Source organism: Polynucleobacter sp. 31A-FELB, from assembly GCF_018882405.1.
GTDB lineage: Bacteria > Pseudomonadota > Gammaproteobacteria > Burkholderiales > Burkholderiaceae > Polynucleobacter.
This window is the reverse complement of the sequence record NZ_JACVOO010000016.1, coordinates 28,331-51,859: the sequence shown is the minus strand read 5'-3', so window position 1 is coordinate 51,859 and position 23,529 is coordinate 28,331. Positions and strand designations below refer to the sequence as shown.

At 46.4% G+C, this 23,529-nt stretch carries 28 protein-coding genes; 24 read left to right on the top strand and 4 right to left on the bottom strand.

What is annotated here, in order from left to right:
* The 11 genes from ICN30_RS09590 to ccmI form a co-directional block, all read left to right on the top strand.
* The coding region (locus ICN30_RS09590) for an IS3 family transposase (protein WP_216217838.1) at positions 1-95 on the top strand (95 nt) is incomplete at its 5' end.
* 128 nt (positions 96-223) lie between these two features.
* Positions 224-634 (top strand): carboxypeptidase-like regulatory domain-containing protein, encoded by a 411-nt coding sequence (locus tag ICN30_RS09585; RefSeq protein ID WP_216275185.1) that lies wholly within the window; start codon positions 224-226, stop codon positions 632-634.
* A 183-nt stretch (positions 635-817) separates the two neighbouring features.
* Positions 818-1,465 carry a cytochrome c biogenesis heme-transporting ATPase CcmA gene (gene ccmA, locus ICN30_RS09580; protein WP_216275183.1) on the top strand — a complete coding sequence of 216 codons (648 nt, stop codon included), beginning with the start codon at positions 818-820 and terminating at the stop codon, positions 1,463-1,465.
* Positions 1,462-2,127, top strand: coding sequence for a heme exporter protein CcmB (gene ccmB / locus ICN30_RS09575; protein WP_216275181.1), 666 nt, complete (start codon positions 1,462-1,464; stop codon positions 2,125-2,127). The genes ccmA and ccmB overlap by 4 nt, the downstream gene beginning before the upstream one ends.
* A complete protein-coding gene (gene ccmC / locus ICN30_RS09570; protein ID WP_216275179.1) occupies positions 2,124-2,894 on the top strand; it encodes a heme ABC transporter permease CcmC in 771 nt (256 codons plus the stop codon). Before ccmB ends, ccmC begins: the two co-directional genes overlap by 4 nt.
* Entirely contained in the window at positions 2,894-3,082 is a 189-nt protein-coding gene (ccmD, locus tag ICN30_RS09565; RefSeq protein ID WP_216230105.1) for a heme exporter protein CcmD, read from the top strand. The genes ccmC and ccmD overlap by 1 nt, the downstream gene beginning before the upstream one ends.
* On the top strand, positions 3,079-3,510 hold the full coding sequence (gene ccmE / locus ICN30_RS09560) for a cytochrome c maturation protein CcmE (protein WP_216275177.1): 432 nt from the start codon (positions 3,079-3,081) through the stop codon (positions 3,508-3,510). The genes ccmD and ccmE overlap by 4 nt, the downstream gene beginning before the upstream one ends.
* The gene (locus ICN30_RS09555) at positions 3,510-5,429 is read left to right on the top strand and encodes a heme lyase CcmF/NrfE family subunit (RefSeq protein ID WP_216275175.1); all 1,920 of its coding nucleotides are present in this window, start codon (positions 3,510-3,512) and stop codon (positions 5,427-5,429) included. Before ccmE ends, ICN30_RS09555 begins: the two co-directional genes overlap by 1 nt.
* Positions 5,426-5,950 (top strand): DsbE family thiol:disulfide interchange protein, encoded by a 525-nt coding sequence (locus ICN30_RS09550; RefSeq protein WP_216275173.1) that lies wholly within the window; start codon positions 5,426-5,428, stop codon positions 5,948-5,950. The genes ICN30_RS09555 and ICN30_RS09550 overlap by 4 nt, the downstream gene beginning before the upstream one ends.
* 2 nt (positions 5,951-5,952) lie before the next feature.
* Positions 5,953-6,450 (top strand): cytochrome c-type biogenesis protein, encoded by a 498-nt coding sequence (locus ICN30_RS09545; RefSeq protein ID WP_216863421.1) that lies wholly within the window; start codon positions 5,953-5,955, stop codon positions 6,448-6,450.
* Complete coding sequence (ccmI, locus tag ICN30_RS09540; protein ID WP_216275170.1) at positions 6,443-7,633, top strand: c-type cytochrome biogenesis protein CcmI; 1,191 nt, start codon at positions 6,443-6,445, stop codon at positions 7,631-7,633. The genes ICN30_RS09545 and ccmI overlap by 8 nt, the downstream gene beginning before the upstream one ends.
* Here the strand turns inward: ccmI and ICN30_RS09535 are convergent, their stop codons facing one another.
* Complete coding sequence (locus tag ICN30_RS09535; RefSeq protein WP_216275168.1) at positions 7,634-8,395, bottom strand: SDR family oxidoreductase; 762 nt, start codon at positions 8,393-8,395, stop codon at positions 7,634-7,636.
* Positions 8,396-8,521: 126 nt separating this feature from the next.
* Here ICN30_RS09535 and ICN30_RS09530 point away from each other — a divergent pair, with 126 nt between their 5' ends.
* The 12 genes from ICN30_RS09530 (at position 8,522) to ICN30_RS09475 (ending at position 19,843) form a co-directional block, all read left to right on the top strand.
* Positions 8,522-9,823, top strand: a complete 1,302-nt coding sequence (locus ICN30_RS09530; protein WP_216275165.1) for a TAXI family TRAP transporter solute-binding subunit — start codon at positions 8,522-8,524, stop codon at positions 9,821-9,823.
* Positions 9,824-9,850: 27 nt separating this feature from the next.
* Positions 9,851-10,606: a 2OG-Fe dioxygenase family protein gene (locus ICN30_RS09525; protein ID WP_216230098.1), complete on the top strand. Its 756-nt coding sequence runs from the start codon at positions 9,851-9,853 to the stop codon at positions 10,604-10,606.
* A gap of 6 nt (positions 10,607-10,612) precedes the next feature.
* Positions 10,613-11,857, top strand: coding sequence for a nitrate/nitrite transporter (locus tag ICN30_RS09520; protein ID WP_216275163.1), 1,245 nt, complete (start codon positions 10,613-10,615; stop codon positions 11,855-11,857).
* 7 nt (positions 11,858-11,864) lie between these two features.
* On the top strand, positions 11,865-14,303 hold the full coding sequence (locus tag ICN30_RS09515; protein ID WP_216275160.1) for a heavy metal translocating P-type ATPase: 2,439 nt from the start codon (positions 11,865-11,867) through the stop codon (positions 14,301-14,303).
* A gap of 9 nt (positions 14,304-14,312) precedes the next feature.
* Positions 14,313-14,492 carry a cbb3-type cytochrome oxidase assembly protein CcoS gene (gene ccoS / locus ICN30_RS09510; protein ID WP_216275158.1) on the top strand — a complete coding sequence of 60 codons (180 nt, stop codon included), beginning with the start codon at positions 14,313-14,315 and terminating at the stop codon, positions 14,490-14,492.
* 170 nt (positions 14,493-14,662) lie between these two features.
* Positions 14,663-16,105: a cytochrome-c oxidase, cbb3-type subunit I gene (gene ccoN / locus ICN30_RS09505; RefSeq protein ID WP_216275156.1), complete on the top strand. Its 1,443-nt coding sequence runs from the start codon at positions 14,663-14,665 to the stop codon at positions 16,103-16,105.
* Between the two features lie 11 nt (positions 16,106-16,116).
* A complete protein-coding gene (gene ccoO, locus ICN30_RS09500) occupies positions 16,117-16,767 on the top strand; it encodes a cytochrome-c oxidase, cbb3-type subunit II (RefSeq protein WP_216275154.1) in 651 nt (216 codons plus the stop codon).
* Between the two features lie 36 nt (positions 16,768-16,803).
* Positions 16,804-16,971 (top strand): cbb3-type cytochrome c oxidase subunit 3, encoded by a 168-nt coding sequence (locus ICN30_RS09495; protein ID WP_216863420.1) that lies wholly within the window; start codon positions 16,804-16,806, stop codon positions 16,969-16,971.
* Entirely contained in the window at positions 16,968-17,891 is a 924-nt protein-coding gene (ccoP, locus tag ICN30_RS09490) for a cytochrome-c oxidase, cbb3-type subunit III (RefSeq protein ID WP_216275152.1), read from the top strand. Before ICN30_RS09495 ends, ccoP begins: the two co-directional genes overlap by 4 nt.
* A gap of 3 nt (positions 17,892-17,894) precedes the next feature.
* Positions 17,895-19,352, top strand: coding sequence for a cytochrome c oxidase accessory protein CcoG (gene ccoG / locus ICN30_RS09485; protein WP_216275150.1), 1,458 nt, complete (start codon positions 17,895-17,897; stop codon positions 19,350-19,352).
* Between the two features lie 30 nt (positions 19,353-19,382).
* Entirely contained in the window at positions 19,383-19,586 is a 204-nt protein-coding gene (locus ICN30_RS09480; RefSeq protein WP_255533204.1) for a FixH family protein, read from the top strand.
* Positions 19,583-19,843 carry a hypothetical protein gene (locus tag ICN30_RS09475; RefSeq protein WP_216275149.1) on the top strand — a complete coding sequence of 87 codons (261 nt, stop codon included), beginning with the start codon at positions 19,583-19,585 and terminating at the stop codon, positions 19,841-19,843. The genes ICN30_RS09480 and ICN30_RS09475 overlap by 4 nt, the downstream gene beginning before the upstream one ends.
* A gap of 13 nt (positions 19,844-19,856) precedes the next feature.
* Here the strand turns inward: ICN30_RS09475 and ICN30_RS09470 are convergent, their stop codons facing one another.
* Entirely contained in the window at positions 19,857-20,615 is a 759-nt protein-coding gene (locus ICN30_RS09470) for a helix-turn-helix domain-containing protein (RefSeq protein ID WP_216275147.1), read from the bottom strand.
* Between the two features lie 81 nt (positions 20,616-20,696).
* On the opposite strand from ICN30_RS09470, the gene ICN30_RS09465 reads away from it, so the two are divergent.
* On the top strand, positions 20,697-21,428 hold the full coding sequence (locus ICN30_RS09465) for a sulfite exporter TauE/SafE family protein (RefSeq protein WP_216275145.1): 732 nt from the start codon (positions 20,697-20,699) through the stop codon (positions 21,426-21,428).
* On the opposite strand, the gene ICN30_RS09460 is transcribed toward ICN30_RS09465, so the two are convergent.
* Positions 21,421-23,061: a SulP family inorganic anion transporter gene (locus ICN30_RS09460; protein ID WP_216275143.1), complete on the bottom strand. Its 1,641-nt coding sequence runs from the start codon at positions 23,059-23,061 to the stop codon at positions 21,421-21,423. The two genes, ICN30_RS09465 and ICN30_RS09460, sit on opposite strands and share 8 nt — an antisense overlap.
* A gap of 13 nt (positions 23,062-23,074) precedes the next feature.
* Complete coding sequence (locus ICN30_RS09455; RefSeq protein WP_216275141.1) at positions 23,075-23,476, bottom strand: DUF2177 family protein; 402 nt, start codon at positions 23,474-23,476, stop codon at positions 23,075-23,077.
* Positions 23,477-23,529 lie beyond the last annotated feature (53 nt).

The following is a 23,529-nucleotide window of genomic DNA, read 5'->3' as shown; positions in this document are numbered from 1 at the left end:
AATATATCCACTACTACAACCATGATCGGATCAAGCAAAAACTAAAGGGATTGAGCCCGGTGCAATACCGAACTCAATCCCTTCTGGTAACCTAATCAAACTGTCCAACTTTTGTGGGTCAGTTCAATGTAGTGGGGCTTTTTGTTTTTCTTCGGACCACTAAACCGATTGGCTTAACTGTAGAATGAATTGGAAGTACTTACGCTAATCAAAAGAGGCTCACATGAACTTCTGCATCAAATCCATTCTGTCTGCGGTCTGCATTCTTACTTCCTCATTGGTGTGTGCTCAAATTCCCGATACGCAATATTCCAAAGGAATCTCCTATATCTCTGGTGGGGTAGGCGAAGAGGAATCCCAAGCGATCTTGGCAGAGGCAAAGCAGTGGCCTTTATTGCTGGAGCTGTCGCAATTAGAAAATGGTCGCGGTGTTTGGATTTTTGGTGCAAAAATCAAAATTCTGAACTCTCAAAATCAAGTGATATTCGATGCGCAAGCAGATGGCCCTTACATTTTGATTAATTTGAATGCTGGCCAATATCAGATTGAGGCCTCTTATCAAGGGCTAACCCAGAAGCGATCTGTCAGCATTCAGGCCTCTGCACCTCAAAAGCTGGCTATTTTTTGGAAATAAGGCTCTTGCTATAGATGATCTTGGGTAGCCCAGTGCGCTGAGTTCGTTTGAATAGCCTCTATAATCAGCTAAGCGCTTGAATTAAAAGAAATTTATTCTGTAAATGCTGTTTTAGGTCGTTTGACAGCCCTAAGTGGGTCTTGGACAATGCCTGAGATGGTTTGATTCAAGCCATTTCTTTCGATGACAGCCACTAATACCTCCTTTCCACCATCAGCAGTCGCGGCCCTTGAGGCTCGTGCGATTACCTGCGTGCGAGGTGAGCGAGAGCTATTTTCGGGGTTGAGTCTGCAGGTATTGCCTGGCCAATGCCTCCATATTCGTGGTGAGAACGGCGTTGGGAAAACGAGTCTATTGCGCTTACTTACTGGCCTAGCTTCCCCAGAGGCGGGAGAGGTTCTTTGGAACGGTCATTCCATTAAAAAAGATGCATCGGAATATCACAGTCAGCTTTTGTTTTTGGGGCATCGCGATGCCTTGAAAGAAGATCTCAGTGCCCTGGAAAATTTACGCATGTATGCGGCAATCGATGGCGTTGCACTTTCAGAGCAGGATGCTTTTAATTCTTTGTGGCGATTTGGTTTAAAAGGGCGCGAAGATCTGCCTGTTAATTGTTTGTCGGCGGGTCAGAAAAAACGCGTCTTGATGGCACGTATGGTGACGCGACGCGCACAAGTTTGGATTTTGGATGAGCCTTTTAATGCTTTAGATGCCCATGCAGTAGCGGAGTTGCAAGGCTTAATAGCAGAACATCTTGAGAATGATGGGCTGGCAGTACTGACAAGTCATCAGCCCTTAGCTATTCCTGGTCTGCGAGTGTTAGATCTATGAACGCTTTTATTGCTATCGTCCATCGTGATCTATTGCTGGTGATGCGTCGCAAGAGCGAGGTGTTGACTGCATTATTTTTCTTTGTGATTGTGACCAGCCTCTTTCCATTAGGTATTGGCGCTGATACCGCTTTGCTGAGAAAGATTGCACCTGGCGTTATTTGGGTCGCCGCCTTACTTTCTACATTGCTAGGTTTGCAGCGGATGTTCGCAGCCGATTATGCAGATGGCACCTTGGAGCAATTAGTTCTATCCCCGAATTCATTCACGGCATTAGTGTTTGGTAAGGTGGTGGCACATTGGCTGGTCTGCGGCCTGCCTCTAGTCTTGCTGGCGCCGGTGATTGGTATTCAATTTGATTTGGATGCTCAGTCTTTAAAGGTATTGATGGCAGCCTTATTGCTGGGAACCCCCGTTTTATCCCTACTGGGTTCTATTGGTGCGGCCCTAACTTTAGGGGTGAGGGGTGGCAGCGTATTAATGAGCCTTCTGATCTTGCCCCTATACATACCTGTATTGATTTTTGGCGCTGGTGCAGTCTACGCTAGCAGCGTAGGACTTGATATCACAGGACATTTTTCACTATTGGGCGCTTTATTCATTTTGGCATTAGCATTTGTGCCTTGGGTTAGTGCTAATGCAGTCAAGATTGCTATCGAATGAGTAATGTAAATAATTTATCTTCTAGTCGCGTGATGAACTGGTTCAAGTTCTCGAGCCCGAGCACTTTTTATCCGCTGGCTGGAAAAATGATTCCCTGGTTCTGGGCACTCACTGTGATTTTTGGAGTTGCCGGCTTGTGGGTGAGTTTCTTCGTCGCGCCAGTAGATGCAGTGCAGGGTCAGGGTTACCGCATTATCTTTATTCATGTACCCGCTTCTTGGATGTCCATGTTCATCTATTTAGTCATGGCCGCTTGGGCGGGCTTGGGCTTGGTATTTAATACCCGTCTATCCGCCATGATGGCGCAGGCCTTAGCTCCAATTGGAGCTTGGATGGCATTTCTATCCCTATGGACTGGTGCCTTCTGGGGTAAGCCGATGTGGGGCGCCTGGTGGGTATGGGATGCGCGCTTAACTTCTGAATTAATTCTGCTCTTTTTGTATCTTGGATTTATCGCTTTGCAAGCCTCTATAGATAACGCTCGCCGTGCTGATAAAGCTGGTGCCATCTTGGCTTTGGTTGGCGTGGTGAATGTGCCTATTATTTATTTTTCAGTGAAATGGTGGAATACCTTGCATCAAGGAGCCTCCGTTTCATTAACGAAGGCCCCGGCCATGGCCCAGACCATGCTCTGGGGAATGCTCTTGATGGCTTTATGCTTCTGGATGTACTCAATCGCAGTAGGGTTAATGCGTGTACGCGCCATCATTTTGGAGCGCGAGGCCCATACTGACTGGGTCAAGCAATTAAACGAGGTAAAGCTTTAATGTGGAATAGTCCGGCTGAATTCTTTGCGATGGGTGGTTACGCACTATATGTATGGTGCAGCTTTGGCGTTTGCGCCTTAGTGCTCTTTTTAGAGCCTCTAGCTGTCCGCGCACGCCATAAAGCGATTGTTCGTAGACTTCAGCGTGAAGTGATGGCGGAGCAGTTTGATCAAAAGGGTAGCAAGTGAAACCAAGACATAAACGGGCAGCCATTATTGTTGGCGCACTCATTGCTATTGGTATTGCAGCGGTACTTATTTTGAATGCCCTTAATAGCAATATCGCTTTGTATGTCACCCCAAGTGAGGTGGCTGCGGGCAAATCACCTGCTGGTCAAGTTTTCCGAATTGGCGGGATGGTTAAGGATGGATCAGTTAAGCGAGATGGTTTAACAGTGCACTTTGTCATTACCGACATGGTGAAGGATATTCCGGTGGCCTACACCGGCATCCTTCCAGATTTATTTAAAGAAGGTAAGGGCGCGGTCATTCAAGGTCGCCTTAATGCAGATGGGCAATTTATTGCTAGCGAAGTATTGGCTAAGCATGACGAGAACTATATGCCTCCAGAGGCTAAGCATGCTTTAGAGCAAGCTCAAAAAAACGGAAATAAATAATGATTCCTGAGTTTGGGCATTACGCATTAATCCTCGCTTTATGCATCGCCATTATTCAGGGCATTCTTCCATTAGTTGGCGCGCACCAAGGTCGTCGCGAATGGATCCTATTGGCAAGACCGGCTGCGCAAACAGTATTCCTGTTGCTCGCCATTGCATTTGTGATTTTGGCCTGGAGTTTCTACTCGAATGATTTCTCTGTTCTTTATGTAGCCGAACATTCAAACTCGCAGATGCCTGTCATCTATCGTTTAGGTGCGGTATGGGGTGGCCATGAAGGTTCTTTATTGCTTTGGATCTTCCTGTTATCTACTTGGACATTTTTGGTAGCGCAACTTTCTAAATCGCTCGATGAATTTATGGTCGCTCGCGTGATTGGTGTTTTGGGTTTAGTGACCACGGGCCTACTCTTGTTTGTACTCACCACATCCAATCCTTTTGAAAGACTCTTACCAGCTGCGCAAGATGGCCGCTCATTAAATCCGCTTCTGCAAGATCCGGGCTTGGTGTTTCATCCGCCAATGCTCTACATGGGTTACGTTGGTTTCTCAGTAGCATTCGCCTTTGCGATCGCTTCTTTGCTATCTGGCCGCCTTGATGCTGCTTGGGCGCGCTGGTCACGTCCCTGGACAACAGCTGCCTGGGTATTTCTAACGCTCGGTATCGCATTAGGTTCCTGGTGGGCTTATTACGAATTGGGTTGGGGTGGTTGGTGGTTCTGGGATCCCGTTGAGAACGCCTCATTCATTCCATGGCTTGTAGGTACCGCATTGCTCCATTCTTTAGCGGTTACCGAGAAGCGTGGTGGATTCAAGAGTTGGACAGTGTTGTTGGCTATCACTGCTTTCTCACTTTCACTGCTGGGGACCTTCCTGGTTCGCTCTGGAGTTCTGACTTCAGTTCACGCATTTGCGACTGATCCAAGGCGCGGTATCTTTATTTTGATTTTCTTGGTCCTGGTGGTTGGCTCTTCTTTAATGCTCTACGCATGGCGTGCTCCCAAAAGCACGCTTGGCGGTAAGTTCAGCTTAACTTCACGCGAAACCTTTATCTTGCTTGGTAATGTTTTCTTAGTGGTATCAGCTGCATCCGTACTGCTGGGCACGCTCTACCCCTTGCTGATTGATGCTTTGCATTTAGGAAAGATCTCAGTAGGGCCTCCATACTTCAATAGCGTCTTTGTGCCCATCATGATTCCTTTATTGGTGCTGATGGGTATTGGACCCTGGACTAGTTGGAAAAACTCTAATCTATTTGATGTGATCAAGCGCTTATGGATTGCAGCATTGGTGGCAGTCATTGCCGCAGCTTTGATTCCATTTGTCATGGGTGAATTCACCTGGCTTAGTAGCCTTGGTTTCTTATTGGCCTTCTGGGTGATTGCTTCAGGTGTTCTGCAGATTATTCGTCAGGCAAAAGCGGGCAAACCAACGCGTTCATTTATTGGAATGCAAGTGGCACATCTGGGTATAGCTGTGTTTGTCATTGGCGTCACTATGGTGGGCGCTTACCAAGAAGAAAAAGATGTGCGCATGCTTGCAGGTGAAAGCGTTAGTGTTGGTGGCTATGATATTCAGCTAAAGGGTGTTAGCGCTATTCCTGGCCCTAACTACAAAGCAATGCAGGGCACTTTCTTGCTTACCCGTAATGGGAAGCTCGAAGCCACAATGTATCCAGAAAAGCGCAGCTACTTCTCTTCAACTATGCCAATGACTGAGGCGGCAATTGATGTAGGCCTCACTAGAGATATTTATGTTTCATTGGGAGAAGAGTTGGAGGATAAAGCGTGGGCAGTGCGTGTCTATTACAAGCCTTTTGTTGATTGGATTTGGGGTGGTTGTTTGTTGATGGCATTGGGTGGCGTATTAGCAATGTCAGATAAACGTTATCGCATGAAGCTGAAGAAAGCTGCAGCATGAAGGCTAAGTTTTTAATTCCACTCCTCTTGTTTGTGATCTTGGTTGGATTTTTAGCGGTAGGCTTAAATCGTGATCCCCATGAAGTGCCTTCACCGTTGATTGGTAAGCAAGCTCCTGCTTTTGAATTACCTCAATTGGCAGATCCTCAAAAAACCTTTTCGCCCGAAAGCATGAAAGGCAAACCCTGGATTCTGAATGTATGGGCCTCTTGGTGTGTTGCATGTCGTGAAGAGCACCCCGTTTTAGTTGAGCTGGGTAAGTTACAGGTCGCACCGATTATTGGCTTGGATTACAAAGATAAGCGTGATGATGCTATGGCCATGCTTGCTCGCCAAGGCAACCCTTACGTTTTATCTGCATTTGATGCCAATGGTCGGGTGGGAATTGATTACGGTGTATATGGCGTTCCAGAGACCTATGTGATTGATAAGGCTGGTGTGATCCGGTTTAAACATATTGGCCCAATCACCATGGATCTATTGAATAAGAAGATTATTCCGCTGCTGGGTGAGCTCAAGTGATTTTGAAAAAGTTTCTCCTGCTTATTCTGTCAACGATTGTGCTTTCTTGTGCAATCAATTTTGCCTCTGCTAAAGACGCAGCTCCTCTTGCGGATGATCCAGTCACAGAGCAGCGTCTGATTGCCATTTCAGAAGAGATGCGTTGCCTAGTTTGTCAGAATGAATCTCTTGCGGGCTCACGCTCTGATTTGGCGAATGATTTACGCCGAGAAATCCGCGTCCTGATTGTTGAGGGTAAAACCGATGAGCAAATTCGGAATTTCATGGTGGAGCGTTACGGTGACTTCGTCTTATACCGTCCGCCTGTCAAGCCGATAACTTGGCTCCTATGGATAGGCCCCTTTATTATTTTGCTCGCTGGCATTATTGGCTTAATGATTTATCTACGCCGCAGAAATCAAAGTGTGCCGAGTACTACGCTATCTGCTGAGGATAACCGTCGTATTGATGCGCTACTTCAGGATACAAAATCCAGCTCAACAGAAAATGCACATGACTAGTTTTTTAATATCCGCTCTCCTTTTGTTGATCTTGGTTCTGGCCCTATTGCTGCGCCCATTATTTTTTCCAGCAAAAGACTCTGCAACTTCACGCCGTCAGATGAATGCTGCCATCTATAAGGAAGAGCTTGATAAGCTCGAGGCTGATCGTTTGGCGGGTATTGTTGATGCAGATAATTATGAGCAGGCTCACGCAGAAATGCGTCAGCGTCTTTTTCAGGATACGGATGAGGCGGATGATCTCGCGGTACTCGGTTCTCCAAAGAAAACCATCATTGGAATCTGCCTTTTTGTAATCTTGCTTTCAGCAGGCTTTTATTTCTACCTTGGTGATGCTTCTCGAATAGCCGAAAAGAACGCTGAAAAGCCAATGACCCAAGAGTCAGTTGAAAAGATGGTTGCAGAGTTTGCTGCAAAGATGGAAAAAGAGCCGGACAATTTGAAGGGCTGGGCCATGCTGGCACGCTCCTATCGAATTTTAGGCCACAATGCTGAGGCTGCCAATGCCTACGCTCGCGCTGGATCGTTTGTCGATTCTGACCCGCAATTATTAGCAGACTATGCTGATGTATTGGCAGCAAATGCAGATGGCAATTTTGCGGGCAAGCCTCAACAATTGATTAACAAGGCATTAGCTCTAGATCCGAATAATTTACTGGCGCTGTGGCTTTCTGGAACGGCAGCCTTTAATGCACAAAACTATAAGGCGGCAGTGCAGTCTTGGGAGAAGTTAGCCAAACAATTACCTCCCGATACAGATGAGGCTCGCGCAATTACTGCTTCAATTGCTGAAGCTCGTAGCAAGGGTGGGTTGCCTCCTGCTAGCGCGCCTGTGATTAGCAATCAAGGTGTGAGCGGACAGATTGGCATATCTTCCGAACTGCAGTCTAAAGTTAAAGCGGGTGATGCCTTAATGGTGATTGCACGCAAGCCAGGTGAGCGCATGCCAGTAGCGGTACTCAAAACTGCAGTTGCTGCATTCCCGATGAACTTTGTTTTGAATGATGCTCTGGCGATGAGTCCCAACGCCTTAATCTCTCAATTACCTGAAGTATTGGTTGAGGTGCGCATCTCCAAAACAGGAATGGCTATGCCTGAGTCAGGTGACTTGATATCTGCACCCCAAACAATCAAGGTAGGCACGACTAATGCTCGCCTCATGATCAATCAAGTCAGACCTTAATTAGCCCCTACCTACAAATGGCATATTGGTCGCCATAATGGTCATCGATAGAATATTGCTTTCTAGAGGTAGTTGAGCCATGTGTAGAACGGCTTGCCCAACATGATCTACATCCATGAGGGGCTCCACCTTCTTTGAGCCATCGGGTTGCAGAATTCCGGCTGCCATTGGGATAGTCATTTCAGTGCCCGCATTACCAATATCAATTTGACCGCAGGCAATATTGAATGGGCGCCCATCCAAGGCGATGGATTTGGTTAATCCAGTAATCGCATGCTTGGTAGTTGTATACGGCGCAGACATAGGGCGGGGTGCGTGCGCTGAAATAGAGCCATTGTTGATGATTCGACCGCCTTGAGGCGATTGCGCTTTCATCATGCGGATGGCTTCTTGTGAGCAAAGAAATGCGCCACAGAGGTTGGCATTAACGACATTCATCCACTGCTCATAACTCAGCTCTTCCATGGGTATTGCTGGAGCACCTATGCCGGCATTATTAAAAAGCACATCAATACGACCAAATTGTTTTTGGATGGCCGAAAATAAGTGCTTTACTTCCTCCGGCTTCCCTACGTCACAGGCGACTGCTAAGCAGCTTTGTTTACTTCCACCAATGTCTTGGATGGCTTGATTGAGTTTTTCAAGATTTCTACCGCTTAGGACGACGCGAAATCCACCCTGCAAAAGTGCTTTTGCCGCAGCCTTGCCGATACCCGTCCCAGCTCCTGTTACTAGAGCTACCTTATTAGGGCTTGAATTCATTGTGATCCTGATGGTTCTTTGAAAACCCCAATCTTATCCCGAATTTATTCAAATTCATTCGAATGAATTCATTCCGCTCTCGATCCCTGGGCTCGGGGCATAATGGCAAAAACGAGAAGAATTCTTATGGACTTCATACGCAAAAATATCTATAACCCCCTGGCAGTTGGCATTGCCTTTTTAATTCTGGTCACCATCCTTTTTGCTATCTTGTGGGTTTTGGTGCCACCGCCGCCGAGATCAATTGAGTTGGCTACTGGCTTTCCAACGGGGCTTTACCAACAGTTTGGAGAAAAACTTCAAGCCGAATTGGCTCAGGAGGGCGTATCTCTGAAGTTGCGTACTACGGGCGGTACTAGTGATAACTTGGCTTTATTAAGCAACCCCGAGTCTGGCGTTGATTTTGCAATGGTTCAGGGTGGTGTTGCCGATTTATCCAAGCACCCTAATTTTGTTTCAATTGCTGGCGTATTTTATGAGCCGGTATGGGTTTGGTATCGAGAGTCTAGCTTTCAGAATGAGTCTGGGCGATTGGGCTTGTTGAGTCAACTAAAAGGTAAGCGTGTATCCATCGGCAATGAAGGGAGTGGCACATTAACCTTGACTTCGCAACTGCTCGAAGCAAGTGGAATCAGTTTGAATGATTTACGTGCGCAAAAGTTAAAGCCACTCGACGCATTAGAGAAGTTCAAAAAAGGTGAGTTAGATGCTGTGTTCTTAGTCAGCGCTGCGGAGGCTCCTTTGGTTAGAAGCTTCTATGAAACCCCTGGCATTCGCTTGATGAATTTCGAGCAGGCCGATGCTTATGTCCATTTATTTCCTTTTCTCTCAAAGGTCACAGTCCCTCGTGGAGTAGTGAGTATTGCGTACGATCTTCCGCGTCAGGATATACAGGTATTGGCCGCTACGGCAACCTTGGTGGGAAAGGATGATGTGAGTCCTGCTTTAGTAACTTTATTACTTAGCGAGACATACGACATTTTAAAAACCTATTCTTATTTGCAAAAGCCGGGGGAGTTCCCATCTGGCACAGGGCTTGATTTTCCTTTGCACGTAGATGCTGAAATCTACTTAAAAGATGGACCTTCTTTCTTGCATCGTCACCTACCGTTCTGGACTGCGGTCTGGATTGGCCGCTTCGCCAAAATTGTGATTCCATTATTGGTAATCTTGATCCCCTTATTTACCTATATTCCGGCAGCTAAGAATTTACTATTGCGCCTTAAATTGTCTCAGGTATATGAAGAGCTGAAAGTGATTGAAAGAAATGCAGCTAACCCAGCATTAAAAGAAACAAACTTTAAGGATTTAGCTGACATTGAGAGAAGGGTGGGGAACATCAAAGTCTCCATGCTCGATGCTAAAGAGCTCTATGACTTGAAGGGCCACGTAGGGGAAGTGCGCGGCCGCTTGAATTTGCACCCCTGATATTTGGTAAACGCCTAAAATAAGCTCATGACCCTCTCAAGCCTGTCGCCGCCGCTTACACCCCTAAAGGAATTAGCAAATTCTCTTCGGGGCGATGGTTTTGCGATCGTCTCTGCGAGGGATGTTGCGCAAATAGCGCATGTCGATCTCGATAAATTACAAGATCTCACCCAGTTTTGGGAAGAGTTGCCGCGTGACCCTTATCTCAGGGATGGTGGGCGTTACCGTTTTCGCCGCCATTCTAGTTTTGAGATCAAAGGTGAGTCTTTGACCATGGTGCCTCATCGTGCCCATTGGCAGTCTGTGAACTACAACGCATTACATGGTGGCATAGAGCGCTGGTTTGAGCCTTCCCAGGCTCAACTCACCGCCAGTCCTGCCTGGCAATCGCTTTTACTTGGGTTGGCCCACGTTCTCAATGGTGTCAAGCAAGTCAATACCTGGTTTGTTGAGGCGCACCAATTTAGGATTGATACAACCGATGGAATTGGGCGACCAACTCCTGAGGGAGCTCATCGCGATGGCGTAGATTTTGTAGCTGTATTTTTACTTAATCGAGTCGGCATCAAAGGTGGGGAAACTCGTATTTTTGATGCGGGTGGGTCGGCTGGTTTGCGGTTTACGCTCACTGAGCCTTGGTCTTTATTGCTCATGAATGATGAAAGAATGATTCATGAATCCACCCCCATTCAGCCTTTAGGGCCTCACGGTTTTAGGGATACTCTGGTGCTGACTTTCCGCTCAAATGGATTTCAGGATTCACCTAATCGTAGTCAGCAGTAAATCCTTATGCGTTTTAAACCTACCGGTTACACACCTTTTATGCTCATGGCACAAACTTGTGCACTGCTAGGTTTTGCTTGTTACGCTGTAGTTCTGACAACTTTGCAGGAAGAGTGGCGGCTCAGCAACTTGCAATCAGGCTTAATTGCTAGCGCTTTCTTCTTTGGTTATATGCTGATAGTCCCATTAGCAACGGCACTCACAGATCGCGTTGATGCAAAAAAAGTTTATCTCATAGGTGGCCTTTCCGCGACTTGTGGCTTGCTAGGTATGAGTCTTTTTGCCTACAACTTCTGGACAGCCCTGATCTTTATGGCCCTTAATGGCGCTGGTTTAGCTGGTACTTATATGCCCGGCTTAAAAATTCTATCGGATCGCATTAAGACAGGTGAATTGAGTCGCCACATTGCCTTCTATACGGCTTTTTTTGGTATTGGTACCGGCTTCTCTTACCTCTGCTCAGGTTGGATCTTGGATGGTTTAGGTTGGCGCTATGTTTTCGGAATCATTGCCTTAGGCCCATTCACTGCTTTGATGATTGTGCTTCTATTTATTCCTGCGCTTACTCATGAAAAATGGCACGGCCCAATACGGATTCGATTGCACGATATTTTTCCGGTTGATAAATGGGGTTTAGTCTTGCAAGATAAAACAGCTTCAGGTTTTATTTTTGGCTACACCGTGCACTCGATAGAGTTGTTTGCTTCTCGCAGTTGGATAGTAGCTTTTTTTGGTTTCTGTGCAATTGTGACAGGCGACCCTTTTCTATTGACTGCCACCACCCTTGCTGGCGTGATTAATTTTTTTGGCGTTCCGGCATCCATCATTGGAAACGAGATTGCCTTAAGAATAGGGCGTCAAAAATGGATTTTCTTTGTCATGCTATCTAGCGCAGCATGTGGTGTGGCGCTGGCTTCTTCAACTGGACAATCTTGGTGGTTGATTGTTGCTTTGGCAGTAGGGCACACCATTTTCATCATGGCTGATTCTGCTACTTTGACAGCTGGTTTAGTGGTTAGTGCCCAAGAAAATATTAAAGGTGCTGCAATGGGCCTTCACTCCTTAATGGGGTTTGGAGGTGGCTTATTAGGCCCGGCTATTTTTGGTTTTGTTCTCGATTTAACGGGTTCACGCGCATCGCAAATGTCGTGGGTTTGGGCCTACGCCGCCGTGGTGGTGTGGGGCGTGTTATTTGTTCTGTACGAGCGTCGCAATGGCTGGGTTAGCAAGTCTCTAAGTCACAATAAATGATTCATTCATGAGTTCTAGTTTGCCAAGCAATAGCTGTTATCACTGTGGAAGTTTTATTCTTCCCGGTGACTCATATGAGCTTGAGCTTAGCGGTATTAGTAGAAAATTCTGTTGTGCTGGTTGTATGGCAATTGCGCAAACTATCCACGGTGAAGGTCTTGAGGTCTTTTATGCACGCCGTGCCCAGTCAAGTGATAAGCCTGCAGCTTACCTTGCTTCAAATGAAATTCCCGATAGTCTGGCTCCCTATGATGATCCTTCGTTACTTGGTCGATACACTCGGCCCAGTGGCGAAGAGGGAAATTTAGAGACAACCTTAAGGCTTGAGAAGATTCGTTGTGCTGCTTGTGTCTGGTTATGTGAGCAACATTTACGACGCATTCCGGGCGTGAAGGATGTGCAGATTAACTATGTGAGCCAAAAGGTCAAGGCAGAATTTTCACCGGAGCAAACCAGTCTAGCTCGTTTGCTATTTGAAGTGGAGCGCATTGGCTATGAAGCTTGGCCTTTTGAGCCTTCACTTTCTATTGAAAAGTCTAAGAAAGAGCGCCGTCAATTGCTCACGCGGCTGGGAGTTGCGCTTCTGGGAATGATGCAGGTCATGATGTATGCGTGGCCTAGTTATGTTGGCGATAGTGACATCACTGCGGAGTATGACCTCCTATTAGGTTGGACTAGTTGGGCTCTCACTGTTCCAGTAATGGTCTATTCAGCTGGTCCAATTTTTCAAGCAGCATGGCGTAGCGTTGCTTCATTTCGTCAAACACATATGCTCGGCATGGATGTGCCGATTGCCTTAGCTTTGGCGTTAGCATTTAGTGCTGGTACCGTGAATCTCGCAACCGGTTCAGGTCAAGGCTACTTTGATTCCATCACTATGTTTGTCGCCTTTATTTTGGCTGCTCGCTATGTCGAGTTATTAGCTCGTCAAGATGCGCAGGGTGGAGCAGAGGCTTTAGCAAAACAGTTGCCCGCGACCTGTGAGAGGGTGCCGAACTATCCCGCATCTCAGCAAGTCGAAATTGTTCCAGTGATTAACTGTAACCCCGGCGAGGTTCTTCGTGTTCCTCCAGGCGATGTTGTTCCTGCTGATGGTATTTTGATTGAGTGCGAGAGTGCACTGGACGAGTCACTTCTCACTGGAGAGTCGAAGCCGATTGATAAGAAGATTGGTGATCGAGTCTATGCAGGTACACACAATATCCTGAATCCGATGTTGATGAGAATCGATGCAGTAGGGCAATCCACCCGAATTGCAGGCATTGCCTCGCTATTGGATCAGGCATTGCAGGCCAAGCCTTTGATGGTAAGTCTCGCTGAAAAGTGGGCTGGATACTTTGTCGGCTTTCTGTTGATCGCTGCTTTTCTATCTTCAGCAATTTGGTGGTACGTCGATCCCAGCAGGGCTTGGACAGTTTTAGTTTCTGTATTGGTTGCTAGTTGCCCTTGTGCTTTGTCTCTCGCCGTGCCAACAGCGATGGCGGCAGCTCAAGGTGCTGTAACTAAATTGGGTTTATTGATTGTGCGTGGCCACGTACTCGAAGGTTTGGTCAAATCTACCGATTTAGTGTTGGATAAAACTGGCACACTCACTATGGGTCAACCAGAATTAAAAGAAGTCCTGATTGCTCGCCCAGAGTTTTCAAGAGCAGATGTTCTCAGTCTCGCCGCGTCAATTGAGGCAGGCCAAAAACATCCTCTTGCACTGTCCATATTACGTGCGGCTGAACTTGAGAATTGCTCTGCAACTGTTTTGCTTGAACCCATTACCAATCAATTGGGCAAAGGCCTGAGCTCAGGCGTATATCGATTGGGAAGCGCTGCTTGGACAGGTGCTCAACAGATTGCGCAAGAAGGACAGTATGGTCAAGTCCATTTGGCGGATGACAAAGGCGTGATTGCCAGCTTTCTGTTTCTCGATACGCCAAGGCCGGGTCTTGAAAAACTATTAGCTGCTGCAAAATCTCGCAAGATCACTGTGCATTTAGTTTCTGGTGACGATCCTGCGACGGTAGCGTGGTGGGCAAATCGTGTAGGTATCGACAGATTCAAGGGTGCCTGCTCGCCAGAAGATAAATATCACTACATTGAGCATTTGCAAAAAGAGGGTCACTTTGTTTGGGCAATTGGTGACGGCATTAACGATGCCCCCTTATTGGCTAGGGCAGATGTCTCGATTGCTGTTGGTGCCGGCGCACCTCTTGCTACCGCAGGTGCAGACGCAATTTTGACTGCAAGCTCCTTAACCCCCTTAGCCCAATCTCTATTGCTAGCGGATAAAACCCAGCGGATTATTAAAGAAAACCTCATCTGGGCTTTGGTTTATAACTTACTGGCGATTCCGGCGGCCATGATGGGTTGGGTCAACCCCTGGGTTGCAGGTATCGGTATGTCCTTATCCTCGCTAGCAGTTACATTAAACGCCTGGCGCCTCAGAAAGGCCTAGACTAGAGGAATGGAAAGCCTTTTTCTCTTAATCCCCATTTCACTGCTATTGATTGGTCTTTTAGCCTGGATTTTCTATTGGTCAGTAAAGGCGGGGCAGTTTGACGATTTAGAGGGTCCTGGTGAGGCCATTTTGATGGATGACGATACCCCTAAATCCAAAAATGTTAGTGAATACTCACAAAAATAGCTATATTTTTTAAGTATTTAGCTAATATGCTGAAATAAATTAAGTATTAAAAAGCGTAAATGCACGCATCCTTTTTGACATAGATCAAAACGCCCTCTTAAGCTTACTTTGATAATGGCTTCAGTCTATTTGGATTATGTCGCTGTTTGGTCACAAAAAAAGGAGAAACCATGGGACTTACCGTGGGGAACAATCAAGATACCTTCAATTACAAGGTTGTCAGCCAATTTGCCATTGTTACGGTTCTTTGGGGAATTGTGGGCATGCTCGTGGGGGTTATCCTCGCCGCGCAGCTCATTTGGCCTGATATCACTTTTAATATTCCATGGTTAAGCTACGGTCGCTTGCGTCCATTGCATACCAATGCGGTGATTTTTGCATTCGGTGGATCGGCGTTGTTTGCAACGTCCTATTACATCGTGCAGCGCACCTCCCAAGCTAGACTCTTTTGTGACAAATTAGCGGCCTTCACCTTCTGGGGTTGGCAGGCTGTGATCGTCTTGGCAGCAGTGACATTACCGTTAGGCATCTCTACTTCCAAAGAATACGCAGAGCTAGAGTGGCCGATTGATATTCTGATCACATTGGTTTGGGTTGCCTATGCAGTGGTGTTCTTCGGCACCATCATGAAGCGCAAAACAAAACACATCTATGTTTCCAATTGGTTTTTTGGTGCATACATCCTGACGATTGCCATTCTGCATATTTTTAATAACTTAGAAATGCCGGCAAGCTTGTGGAAATCCTATTCCGCATACGCTGGTGTGCAAGATGCGATGGTGCAGTGGTGGTATGGCCATAATGCAGTTGGTTTCTTCTTGACTACCAGCTTCTTGGGCATGATGTACTACTTCATTCCTAAGCAAGCAGAGCGTCCAATCTACTCATATCGTTTGTCCATCGTCCACTTCTGGGCTTTGAACTTTACCTATATGTGGGCAGGTCCTCACCATTTACAACATACTTCTTTGCCTGACTGGACTCAGTCACTTGGAACAGTATTCTCGATTATTTTGTTGGCTCCATCATGGGGCGGCATGATTAACGGCATCATGACTTTATCTGGCGCTTGGTTCAAATTACGCACCGATCCAATCTTGAAATTCTTGGTAGTGGCATTGTCTTTCTACGGTATGTCTACGTTTGAAGGCTCAATGATGTCTATTAAGACTGTGAATAGCTTGTCGCATTACACCGACTGGACTATTGGACACGTGCACTCTGGCGCCCTGGGTTGGGTTGCCATGATTACGATCGGCTCTTTGTACTATCTCATCCCACGTTTAGTTGGTCAAAAAGAGATGTACAGCACACGCTTAATTGAAGTGCATTTCTGGATCGCTACGATTGGCGTTGTTCTTTACATCGCTGCGATGTGGATTGCCGGAGTAATGCAAGGTTTGATGTGGAGAGCGTTTGAGCCAGACGGAACCTTGACTTATAGCTTCGTTGAATCTGTAAAAGCAACATTCCCCTTCTACGTGATTCGTTTGTTGGGCGGCCTCTGCTACTTGAGCGGCATGTTCTTGATGGCATACAACGTTTACAAGACAGTGATTGGTAAAACATTCGTGAATGCCCCAATTCCACAAACATCTGCAACTGCTCACTAAGGAGAAGAAAAATGTCTAGCGAAAATAAATTCTTTTCCCACGGAACACTTGAGAAAAACGTTGGTTGGTTAATTATTGCCACCATCGTGGTGGTCTCCATTGCTGGTTTGGTACAAATTGTTCCGCTGTTCTTTCAGCACACAACAACTGAACCAAGTCCTGGCGTAGCTCCATACACAGCATTGCGTTTGGCTGGTCGCGATATATACCAGCGCGAAGGTTGTGTTGGCTGCCATTCACAGCAGATCCGTACATTGCGTTCTGAAGTAGAGCGTTACGGTCCTTACTCCTTGGCTGGTGAGTCAGTGTTTGATCACCCATTCTTGTGGGGTAGTAAGCGTACCGGCCCAGATTTAGCTCGTGTTGGTGCGCGCTACTCTGATGATTGGCATCGCATTCACCTCCGTAATCCGCGTGATGTGGTTCCTGAATCCAATATGCCTGGATATCCTTGGTTGCAAAAAAATGCTGCCGATGCATCTTCAATTCAGTCTCACATGGCGGCAATGCGTCGTTTGGGCGTACCTTACACCGATGAAATGATTGCGGAAGCTCCTAAAGAGTTGGAAGGCAAGACTGAGGAAGATGCCTTAATTGCTTATCTTCAAGGTTTAGGTGTAAATCGTCGCTACATCATTGTTGATGAAGCTGTAGCGAAGTAAGCGCCAAGGTTATTAATTTAAAACTATATAAATCAAATGGAACAGATCACAGCTTATCTCTCCGCGTTTTCAACAGTAATAGGACTTGTCTTTTTTGTTGGAATTGTTTGGTGGGCTTGGTCTCCAAGTAGAAAGTCGGCTAATGAAGAATCAGCTGAACTTCCATTTGATCTTCCAGATGAATTTAGTAAGGACAAATCATGAGTGACTTTTTTAATAACGGTTGGAGCAACTACATCGCACTAGTTTCATTAGTCGGTATTGTTTGGTGTATCTGGCTTCTGTTTTCTCAGCGTAAGGCTAAGGTAGTTCACACGGCCGATGGTGCAGTAGCTGATACTGGACACGTTTGGGATGGCAATTTACGCGAGCTCAATAATCCATTGCCACGTTGGTGGATGTGGATGTTCTTACTCTCTTGTATCTTTGGATTGGTTTACTTGGTTTTGTTCCCAGGTTTAGGTTCATTCCCTGGTGTTGTGGGTTATTCCACTGATGGTGCTTTGATGAGCTCCATGACGCAGGCAAATGATGAGTTGAAGCCGGTATACGCTAAATACGTGAAGATGGATATTGAGCAAGTTGCTGCAGATCCTAAAGCACGTGAAATGGGTCAGCGTTTGTTCTTGAACTCCTGTGCTCAGTGCCATGGTTCGGATGCAGGCGGTGCAAAAGGCTTCCCGAATTTGACCGATGGCGATTGGCTCTACGGTGGATCCCCAGAAAACATCAAGACAACATTGATTAATGGACGTATGGGTGTAATGCCTCCGTTCCCACAGTTAGACAGCAATCAGATTGTGGATGTGGCTAACTATGTGCGCAGTCTTTCAGGCTTGCCCGTAGACCAGGCAAAAGCAGCTCGCGGTGCAGAAGTGTTTAAAGCCAATTGCGTAGCTTGTCATGGTGCGGATGGCAAAGGTAATATTGCTCTAGGCGCTCCTAACTTGACAGACAAGACATGGTTGTATGGTGGTTCCGAGGCAACAATTATTGAGACTTTGACTAAAGGCCGCATGGCAATGATGCCTGCTCAAGATAAAGTTTTGAGTCCTGAGAAGATTCATCTCTTGACTGCTTATGTTTGGGGTTTGTCTAACAATAAGACTGCTGCGGCTAAATAATCAGTGTCAGATAATTCGCCGGTTGGGAAGCCTATTCCTATTGATGTAATTGAGGAATCTCTTTACGAGGTCCGGCGAAAGATTTACCCGCGATCTGTTAGCGGGCTGTTTGCCCGCTGGCGTTTCATCTTGGTATTTGCAACACAATTATTGTTCTATGGTCTTCCCTGGGTTAGCTGGAATGGCCGTCAAGCTGTACTCTTTGACTTAATACAGCGTAAGTTTTATATCTTTGGCCTGGTCTTGTGGCCGCAGGATGTGATCTATCTCACACTCCTCTTAATTCTTTCTGCCTTAGCGCTCTTTCTATTCACCGCAATTGCTGGCCGCTTATTTTGTGGCTATGCCTGCCCGCAAACGGTCTACACCGAAATCTTTATGTGGATCGAACGTAAGGTTGAGGGTGACCGATTCGCGCGTATTCGTTTGGATGGGGAAGAGTGGCCCTGGAGTGTCCGTAAGTGGCGCCTCAAAATCACTAAGCATTTCCTGTGGCTCTTAATTGCCTTCTGGACTGGCTTTACTTTCATTGGTTATTTCACGCCAATTGAAACCCTTGCCGCGGCCATCCTGCATTTATCGCTTGGTCCATGGCAAACCTTCTGGTTGTGTTTCTATAGCTTTGCCACCTGGGGCAATGCAGGCTTCATGCGTGAGCAAGTATGTAAATACATGTGCCCATATGCTCGCTTCCAAAGCGTGATGGTGGATAAAGATACTTTCCTGGTTACCTACGATAAGGTCCGTGGCGAGCCACGTGGTAGCCGTAGTAAGTCGGCTGATCATGCTACGCTGGGTTTAGGGGATTGCGTAGATTGCAGCATTTGCGTGCAAGTTTGCCCAACTGGTATTGATATTCGTGATGGCCTCCAATATATGTGCATTGGTTGCGGAGCTTGTATTGATGCTTGTGATCAAGTGATGGAGAAGGTAGATTATCCAAAAGGATTGATTCGCTATACGACTGAGCGAGCCATTGAGGATAAAGAAACCAATCAAAGCGCAATTCGCCATATCTTGCGACCACGCGTTTTGATTTACATGGCTTTTATTACAGTTCTTACAAGTGCCTTCCTGATTTCTTTGGTAACCAGAAATCCATTGCGTGTGGACGTGATGCGAGATCGTGGGGCATTGGCTCGTGAAGTGGATGGAGTGCGTATCGAGAACATCTATCGTATTCAGATCATGAATGCTTCTGAAAATAATATGAATGTTCAAGTAAAAGCAACGGGCTTAGACGACCTAAAAATCCTAAACTCACAAGGACAGGTTGTTACAGAGATTGAAGTGGGCCCAGCCAGCAATCTATTGATTCCGGTTAAAGTAAGCACTACTGTAGGCGCGCATGAGCCTGGTAATTACCCAATTCATTTTGATGTGATTGGCCATGAGATGTCTGGTAATGAGTTAATCACCAGAGTGCGCGATGAAAAATCGAGCTTTATTGTTCCCCGCTAAGCTGTATAGCGAAAGATGGAGAGGATGAATATGTCACAACACGAAACAAATAAGCCCTGGTTTAAGCAGCTTTGGCCATGGCTGTTAATTAGTGGCCCAGCAGTTGCGGCGATAGGTTGCGTGATTACTATTTATTTGGCCGTTAATCTGTATTCGGATAAGCCAGTTCGCGATGGCGTGGTGAAGCGTGGACTCAAGGTTGAGCAGCTCAAGGTAGAGCAGGATCGCAAATGAAGTACCGCTTATTCATTTGGATTATGTGGCCATCGTTTTTGGTTTCTATTCTGGCCGAAGGTTTGCTCTTTAGCATCGTGCATCCTTCCGAGCTATTGTTTTTTGGCTATCACCCAAACATTTCCGATGAAGGAATTTACACCATTGGATTTTTTGTTATCTGGATCTTTTGCTCTTTCTCGAGCGCTTTAACTGCTTACATTCTGCCTGGTATTGATGAGAATGGCAGTAAAGGCCCCGATCGCGGCTTGATTTAAAGCGCGGTAGTGCTTAAGCGCTTATCGGCTTAATTTGAACTGCACGGTCTGGATTGGGGATGCTGGCTAATTCATAAAGCCCATCCATATCAATTAGTTTGATATGGCGCTGTTTAATCTGAATCAATCCTGATTCAGCAAAGCGCGAAAGCATGCGGCTTACGGTCTCAATCTGAATGCCTAAGTAACTACCAATTTCAACACGGCTCATGCGTAAATCAAATTCATTGTTTTGATAACCACGCGCAGCTAGACGTTGGGATAAATTCAGCAGGAAGGCCGCTAAACGCTCTTCTGCGCGCAAACTACCCAATGAGAGTAGGTGACGTTGGTCTTGCGTGAGTTCGCGGCTCAGAATGCGGTGGAACTGCTTTTGCAGAACTGGAATTTGTCGCGCCAAATCCTCAAATGCTTCATAGCGAATAATGCAGACTTCACTCTCTTCAAGGGCGATTGCCTCGGACTGATAGCTGCCTTCACCAATGCCATCAAGCCCTAAGATTTCCCCAGGAAGATGGAACCCAATGACTTGTTGACGCCCATCCTCAAGGCCATACTCAGTCTTGAGGGTGCCAAAGCGAACGCTATAAACCGCAGACAGCGGATCACCATGACGGTAGAGGCTTTCACCCTTTTGCAAGTGGACTCGCTCTTTTACGAGGGTATCAATCTTGGCGATATCACTTGAGCTGATCCCTACTGGCAAGCAAAACTGACCCAGTACGCATACCGAGCATTTGCTACTTGGGGCATCAGAGCTGGTGTAATTCATATTAGATCAAGATGTCAGATGAGTTTATTCTACTCGGATAATGCGCAATTTTAATATTTACTCGCGGTGCTGGGTGTCTAAATGCTGACCACCAGTCTTTTGTTGGCCGTATTCTTGGGTGCTCTTGTCAGTGGGTGGCACTGTGCCCTAATGTGTGGTGGTATCGCAGCGGCAATTGAGCGTCAAGGTGGCGCCCAAGAGATGGCCTACGCCCCCTTGCAAAGTAAGTCTGAGTTGTTTTATCTTCAGCTCATCATGCACTTAGGGCGTTTGATGACCTATGTTCTGCTCGGCGCTGCGGCGGCTTGGGCTGGTGCGGTTCTTTGGCAGCAAAACATGGTGCCTATTCAACGACCCTTATTTGCTTTTACATCTTTAATTTTGCTGCTTATGGGGGCGCGTCTTTTGCGGCAGCGATCCAACAATCCTCTATTGATCGGTAAGTGGCTTGGTGCCCGTATGGCTAAATATTGGGCCAAATACTTAGGAAGTTTTACGGGTCGCTCATCTCGCTGGTTTAGTGGAATGGTGTGGGGCTTGGTTCCTTGTGGTTTGGTTTACAGCGTTTTGCCACTGGCTTTTTTGTCGGGGGATGTTCTAACTGGGGCGGCTTTGATGCTGGCATTTGGTTTGGGTACTTTGCCCAACCTCTTGCTGATCTCTAAATTTTCGGCAGTGTTAACTCAATTTGGACAATACATTTGGGTGAGATATATTGCCGCTGGCCTTTTGATATCGGCAGGATTATTTGGTCTCTATCGCGCTTGGTATTTGCCGGAAGCTTTGTTAAAAGGCGGCTTCTGTATTAGCTAGTCTTCTGACTTGCGGCTGCCGCTACACCGTGATATAGATCTGGGTAAATGCAATCAGCAGGGAGTCGCTCCAGCAGGCCTCCACGTACCGCCATCTCATTGGGTTGATGCGCTAGGCCGCAAACTATGAGCTTAATGCCGCGATTTTTGCAAACCTCTTCAAGCTCAAGCAGGGCATCCATGCCTGAAACATCGATGTAAATAACATTTTTAAGATCAAGTACCAATACTTTTGAAGGTAATTCATTTTCGATGCGTTCTAGAATTTTTACTGCACCAAAAAAGATGGCACCGTAAATTCTGAACGCAGCAATATTTCCTCGGTGTTGCTCCAGCTCTGGAAAGTCGCTAGCACTTGCTGATTCATAGCGAGATAAGCTGGAGATACGATAGATAAAAGTAATAAACGCTAGGAGCAAACCTACTTGGATTGCAACGGTGAGATCCAGAATGATTGTCAGAAAAAAGACGCTCAACATGGTTAGGCGATACGGTAGACGAAATTGTTTAAGGTCAGCAAATTTTCTCCACTCACCCATATTCCAAGCAACAAACATCAGGATGGCAGCTAGGCTGGCCAATGGAATATCTTTAGCCAGTGGGGCGCCAAACAAAATAATCACGAGTAATGTGATCGAGTGAACGATCCCAGCAATCGGAGTACTTGCACCACTCTGTATATTGGTAACTGTTCTTGCAATGGTTCCTGTTGCTGGCATGCCGCCAAAAAATGGACTAACTACATTGGCGATACCTTGAGCCATGAGCTCTTGATTCGACTCATGGCGATCGTGGATGAGTCCATCGGCAATCCGTGCGCATAGTAGCGATTCAATCGCACCAAGCAGGGCGAGAGTAATTGCCGGTACGATCACAAATTGTGCGGTACCCCAGCTGATTGGAATCCATTCAAAGCTTGGTAGTCCAGAGGGTATGCCACCAAAACGACTACCTATCGTATCGATGGGAAGATTAAACACGCTAGTAACTATGGTGGCCGCAGCCATCGCAATGACTGTTCCTGGAATGTGGCTTAGGTAACCCAGATGCTTTTGAAATGCCCGCCAAGAGATTAACAGAGCAAGGCTTCCCATCGATAGCATGAGAGCATTAGGATTCACAGTATCAGCAGCTGCATATAAAGTTTGAATTGCCTGAAAAAATTCAGCAGGCATCTTGGTGATTTGCAGGCCAAAAAATTCTTTCACTTGAGATAAACCAATTAGTACGGCGATTCCATTGGTAAATCCAATAATGACGGCGACTGGAATAAAGCGAATTAAAGTGCCTAGCCGAAAGAGTCCCATCAGAAATAAAAATACTCCAGACATGGCAGTCGCCAGCAGTAAATTTGCAAGGCCATAGTGCTCAACAATGCCGTACACAATCACAATGAAGGCGCCGGCTGGACCACCAATTTGAACGCGACTACCACCTAGTATTGAAATCAGGCCACCAGCAATGATTGCTGTAAAGAGACCCGCTTCAGGTTTAAGTCCGCTGGCAATCGCAAATGCCATTGCCAATGGCAGTGCAACTACTCCAACCGTAATGCCTGCCAATATATCTTTACTGAGCAGTGCTCCGTTATAGCCTTTAAAAGAATCGAGTAGTTTCGGGTGAAAGAGATTCATTTGGAAAAAGACTTCAGGCTATGCGACTACCAACCCAGTAGGCAACAGTAGCGGAAAGTGCTGTCACTGCGGAACCCCAGGCGATATCAATAAATGCCAATCGAATGGGAAAGTCACGAATGACTGCGAGGTTGGTTAAGTCGTAAGTCATGTAGCAAAAGAAACCAAATAGGGCACCATATTGCACTGCATATATTAAAGACTGCTTAGAAATTGCTGGGAGTATGACAAAAATGGATGCACCAAGCGCATATAGAAGATAAAAACCGAGGCCAGCCAGTAATTTGGGTTCGCTAGCCATCAGCGAGCCCATGTCGTCGCGGTAGAGATTCTTGGCAATACCGAGCAGCCAAATCAAATCAATGACGACTAATGATAGTAAAAATGAAAAATAGACCGCTAAATACTTGAGCAATTCAGTGCCCCTTTTATGCTTTTACAGATGAATAATAAGGATTATGATGGAAT

What these genes read in the sequence shown, in the direction of transcription:
- ICN30_RS09585 (WP_216275185.1), top strand. Translation starts at nt 224, where the DNA reads ATGAACTTCTGCATCAAATCCATTCTGTCTGCGGTCTGCATTCTTACT.
- ccmA (WP_216275183.1), top strand. Translation starts at nt 818, where the DNA reads ATGACAGCCACTAATACCTCCTTTCCACCATCAGCAGTCGCGGCCCTT.
- ccmB (WP_216275181.1), top strand. Translation starts at nt 1,462, where the DNA reads ATGAACGCTTTTATTGCTATCGTCCATCGTGATCTATTGCTGGTGATG.
- ccmC (WP_216275179.1), top strand. Translation starts at nt 2,124, where the DNA reads ATGAGTAATGTAAATAATTTATCTTCTAGTCGCGTGATGAACTGGTTC.
- ccmD (WP_216230105.1), top strand. Translation starts at nt 2,894, where the DNA reads ATGTGGAATAGTCCGGCTGAATTCTTTGCGATGGGTGGTTACGCACTA.
- ICN30_RS09555 (WP_216275175.1), top strand. Translation starts at nt 3,510, where the DNA reads ATGATTCCTGAGTTTGGGCATTACGCATTAATCCTCGCTTTATGCATC.
- ICN30_RS09550 (WP_216275173.1), top strand. Translation starts at nt 5,426, where the DNA reads ATGAAGGCTAAGTTTTTAATTCCACTCCTCTTGTTTGTGATCTTGGTT.
- ccmI (WP_216275170.1), top strand. Translation starts at nt 6,443, where the DNA reads ATGACTAGTTTTTTAATATCCGCTCTCCTTTTGTTGATCTTGGTTCTG.
- ICN30_RS09535 (WP_216275168.1), bottom strand. Translation starts at nt 8,395, where the DNA reads ATGAATTCAAGCCCTAATAAGGTAGCTCTAGTAACAGGAGCTGGGACG.
- ICN30_RS09530 (WP_216275165.1), top strand. Translation starts at nt 8,522, where the DNA reads ATGGACTTCATACGCAAAAATATCTATAACCCCCTGGCAGTTGGCATT.
- ICN30_RS09525 (WP_216230098.1), top strand. Translation starts at nt 9,851, where the DNA reads ATGACCCTCTCAAGCCTGTCGCCGCCGCTTACACCCCTAAAGGAATTA.
- ICN30_RS09520 (WP_216275163.1), top strand. Translation starts at nt 10,613, where the DNA reads ATGCGTTTTAAACCTACCGGTTACACACCTTTTATGCTCATGGCACAA.
- ICN30_RS09515 (WP_216275160.1), top strand. Translation starts at nt 11,865, where the DNA reads ATGAGTTCTAGTTTGCCAAGCAATAGCTGTTATCACTGTGGAAGTTTT.
- ccoS (WP_216275158.1), top strand. Translation starts at nt 14,313, where the DNA reads ATGGAAAGCCTTTTTCTCTTAATCCCCATTTCACTGCTATTGATTGGT.
- ccoN (WP_216275156.1), top strand. Translation starts at nt 14,663, where the DNA reads ATGGGACTTACCGTGGGGAACAATCAAGATACCTTCAATTACAAGGTT.
- ccoO (WP_216275154.1), top strand. Translation starts at nt 16,117, where the DNA reads ATGTCTAGCGAAAATAAATTCTTTTCCCACGGAACACTTGAGAAAAAC.
- ICN30_RS09495 (WP_216863420.1), top strand. Translation starts at nt 16,804, where the DNA reads ATGGAACAGATCACAGCTTATCTCTCCGCGTTTTCAACAGTAATAGGA.
- ccoP (WP_216275152.1), top strand. Translation starts at nt 16,968, where the DNA reads ATGAGTGACTTTTTTAATAACGGTTGGAGCAACTACATCGCACTAGTT.
- ICN30_RS09480 (WP_255533204.1), top strand. Translation starts at nt 19,383, where the DNA reads ATGTCACAACACGAAACAAATAAGCCCTGGTTTAAGCAGCTTTGGCCA.
- ICN30_RS09475 (WP_216275149.1), top strand. Translation starts at nt 19,583, where the DNA reads ATGAAGTACCGCTTATTCATTTGGATTATGTGGCCATCGTTTTTGGTT.
- ICN30_RS09470 (WP_216275147.1), bottom strand. Translation starts at nt 20,615, where the DNA reads ATGAATTACACCAGCTCTGATGCCCCAAGTAGCAAATGCTCGGTATGC.
- ICN30_RS09465 (WP_216275145.1), top strand. Translation starts at nt 20,697, where the DNA reads ATGCTGACCACCAGTCTTTTGTTGGCCGTATTCTTGGGTGCTCTTGTC.
- ICN30_RS09460 (WP_216275143.1), bottom strand. Translation starts at nt 23,061, where the DNA reads ATGAATCTCTTTCACCCGAAACTACTCGATTCTTTTAAAGGCTATAAC.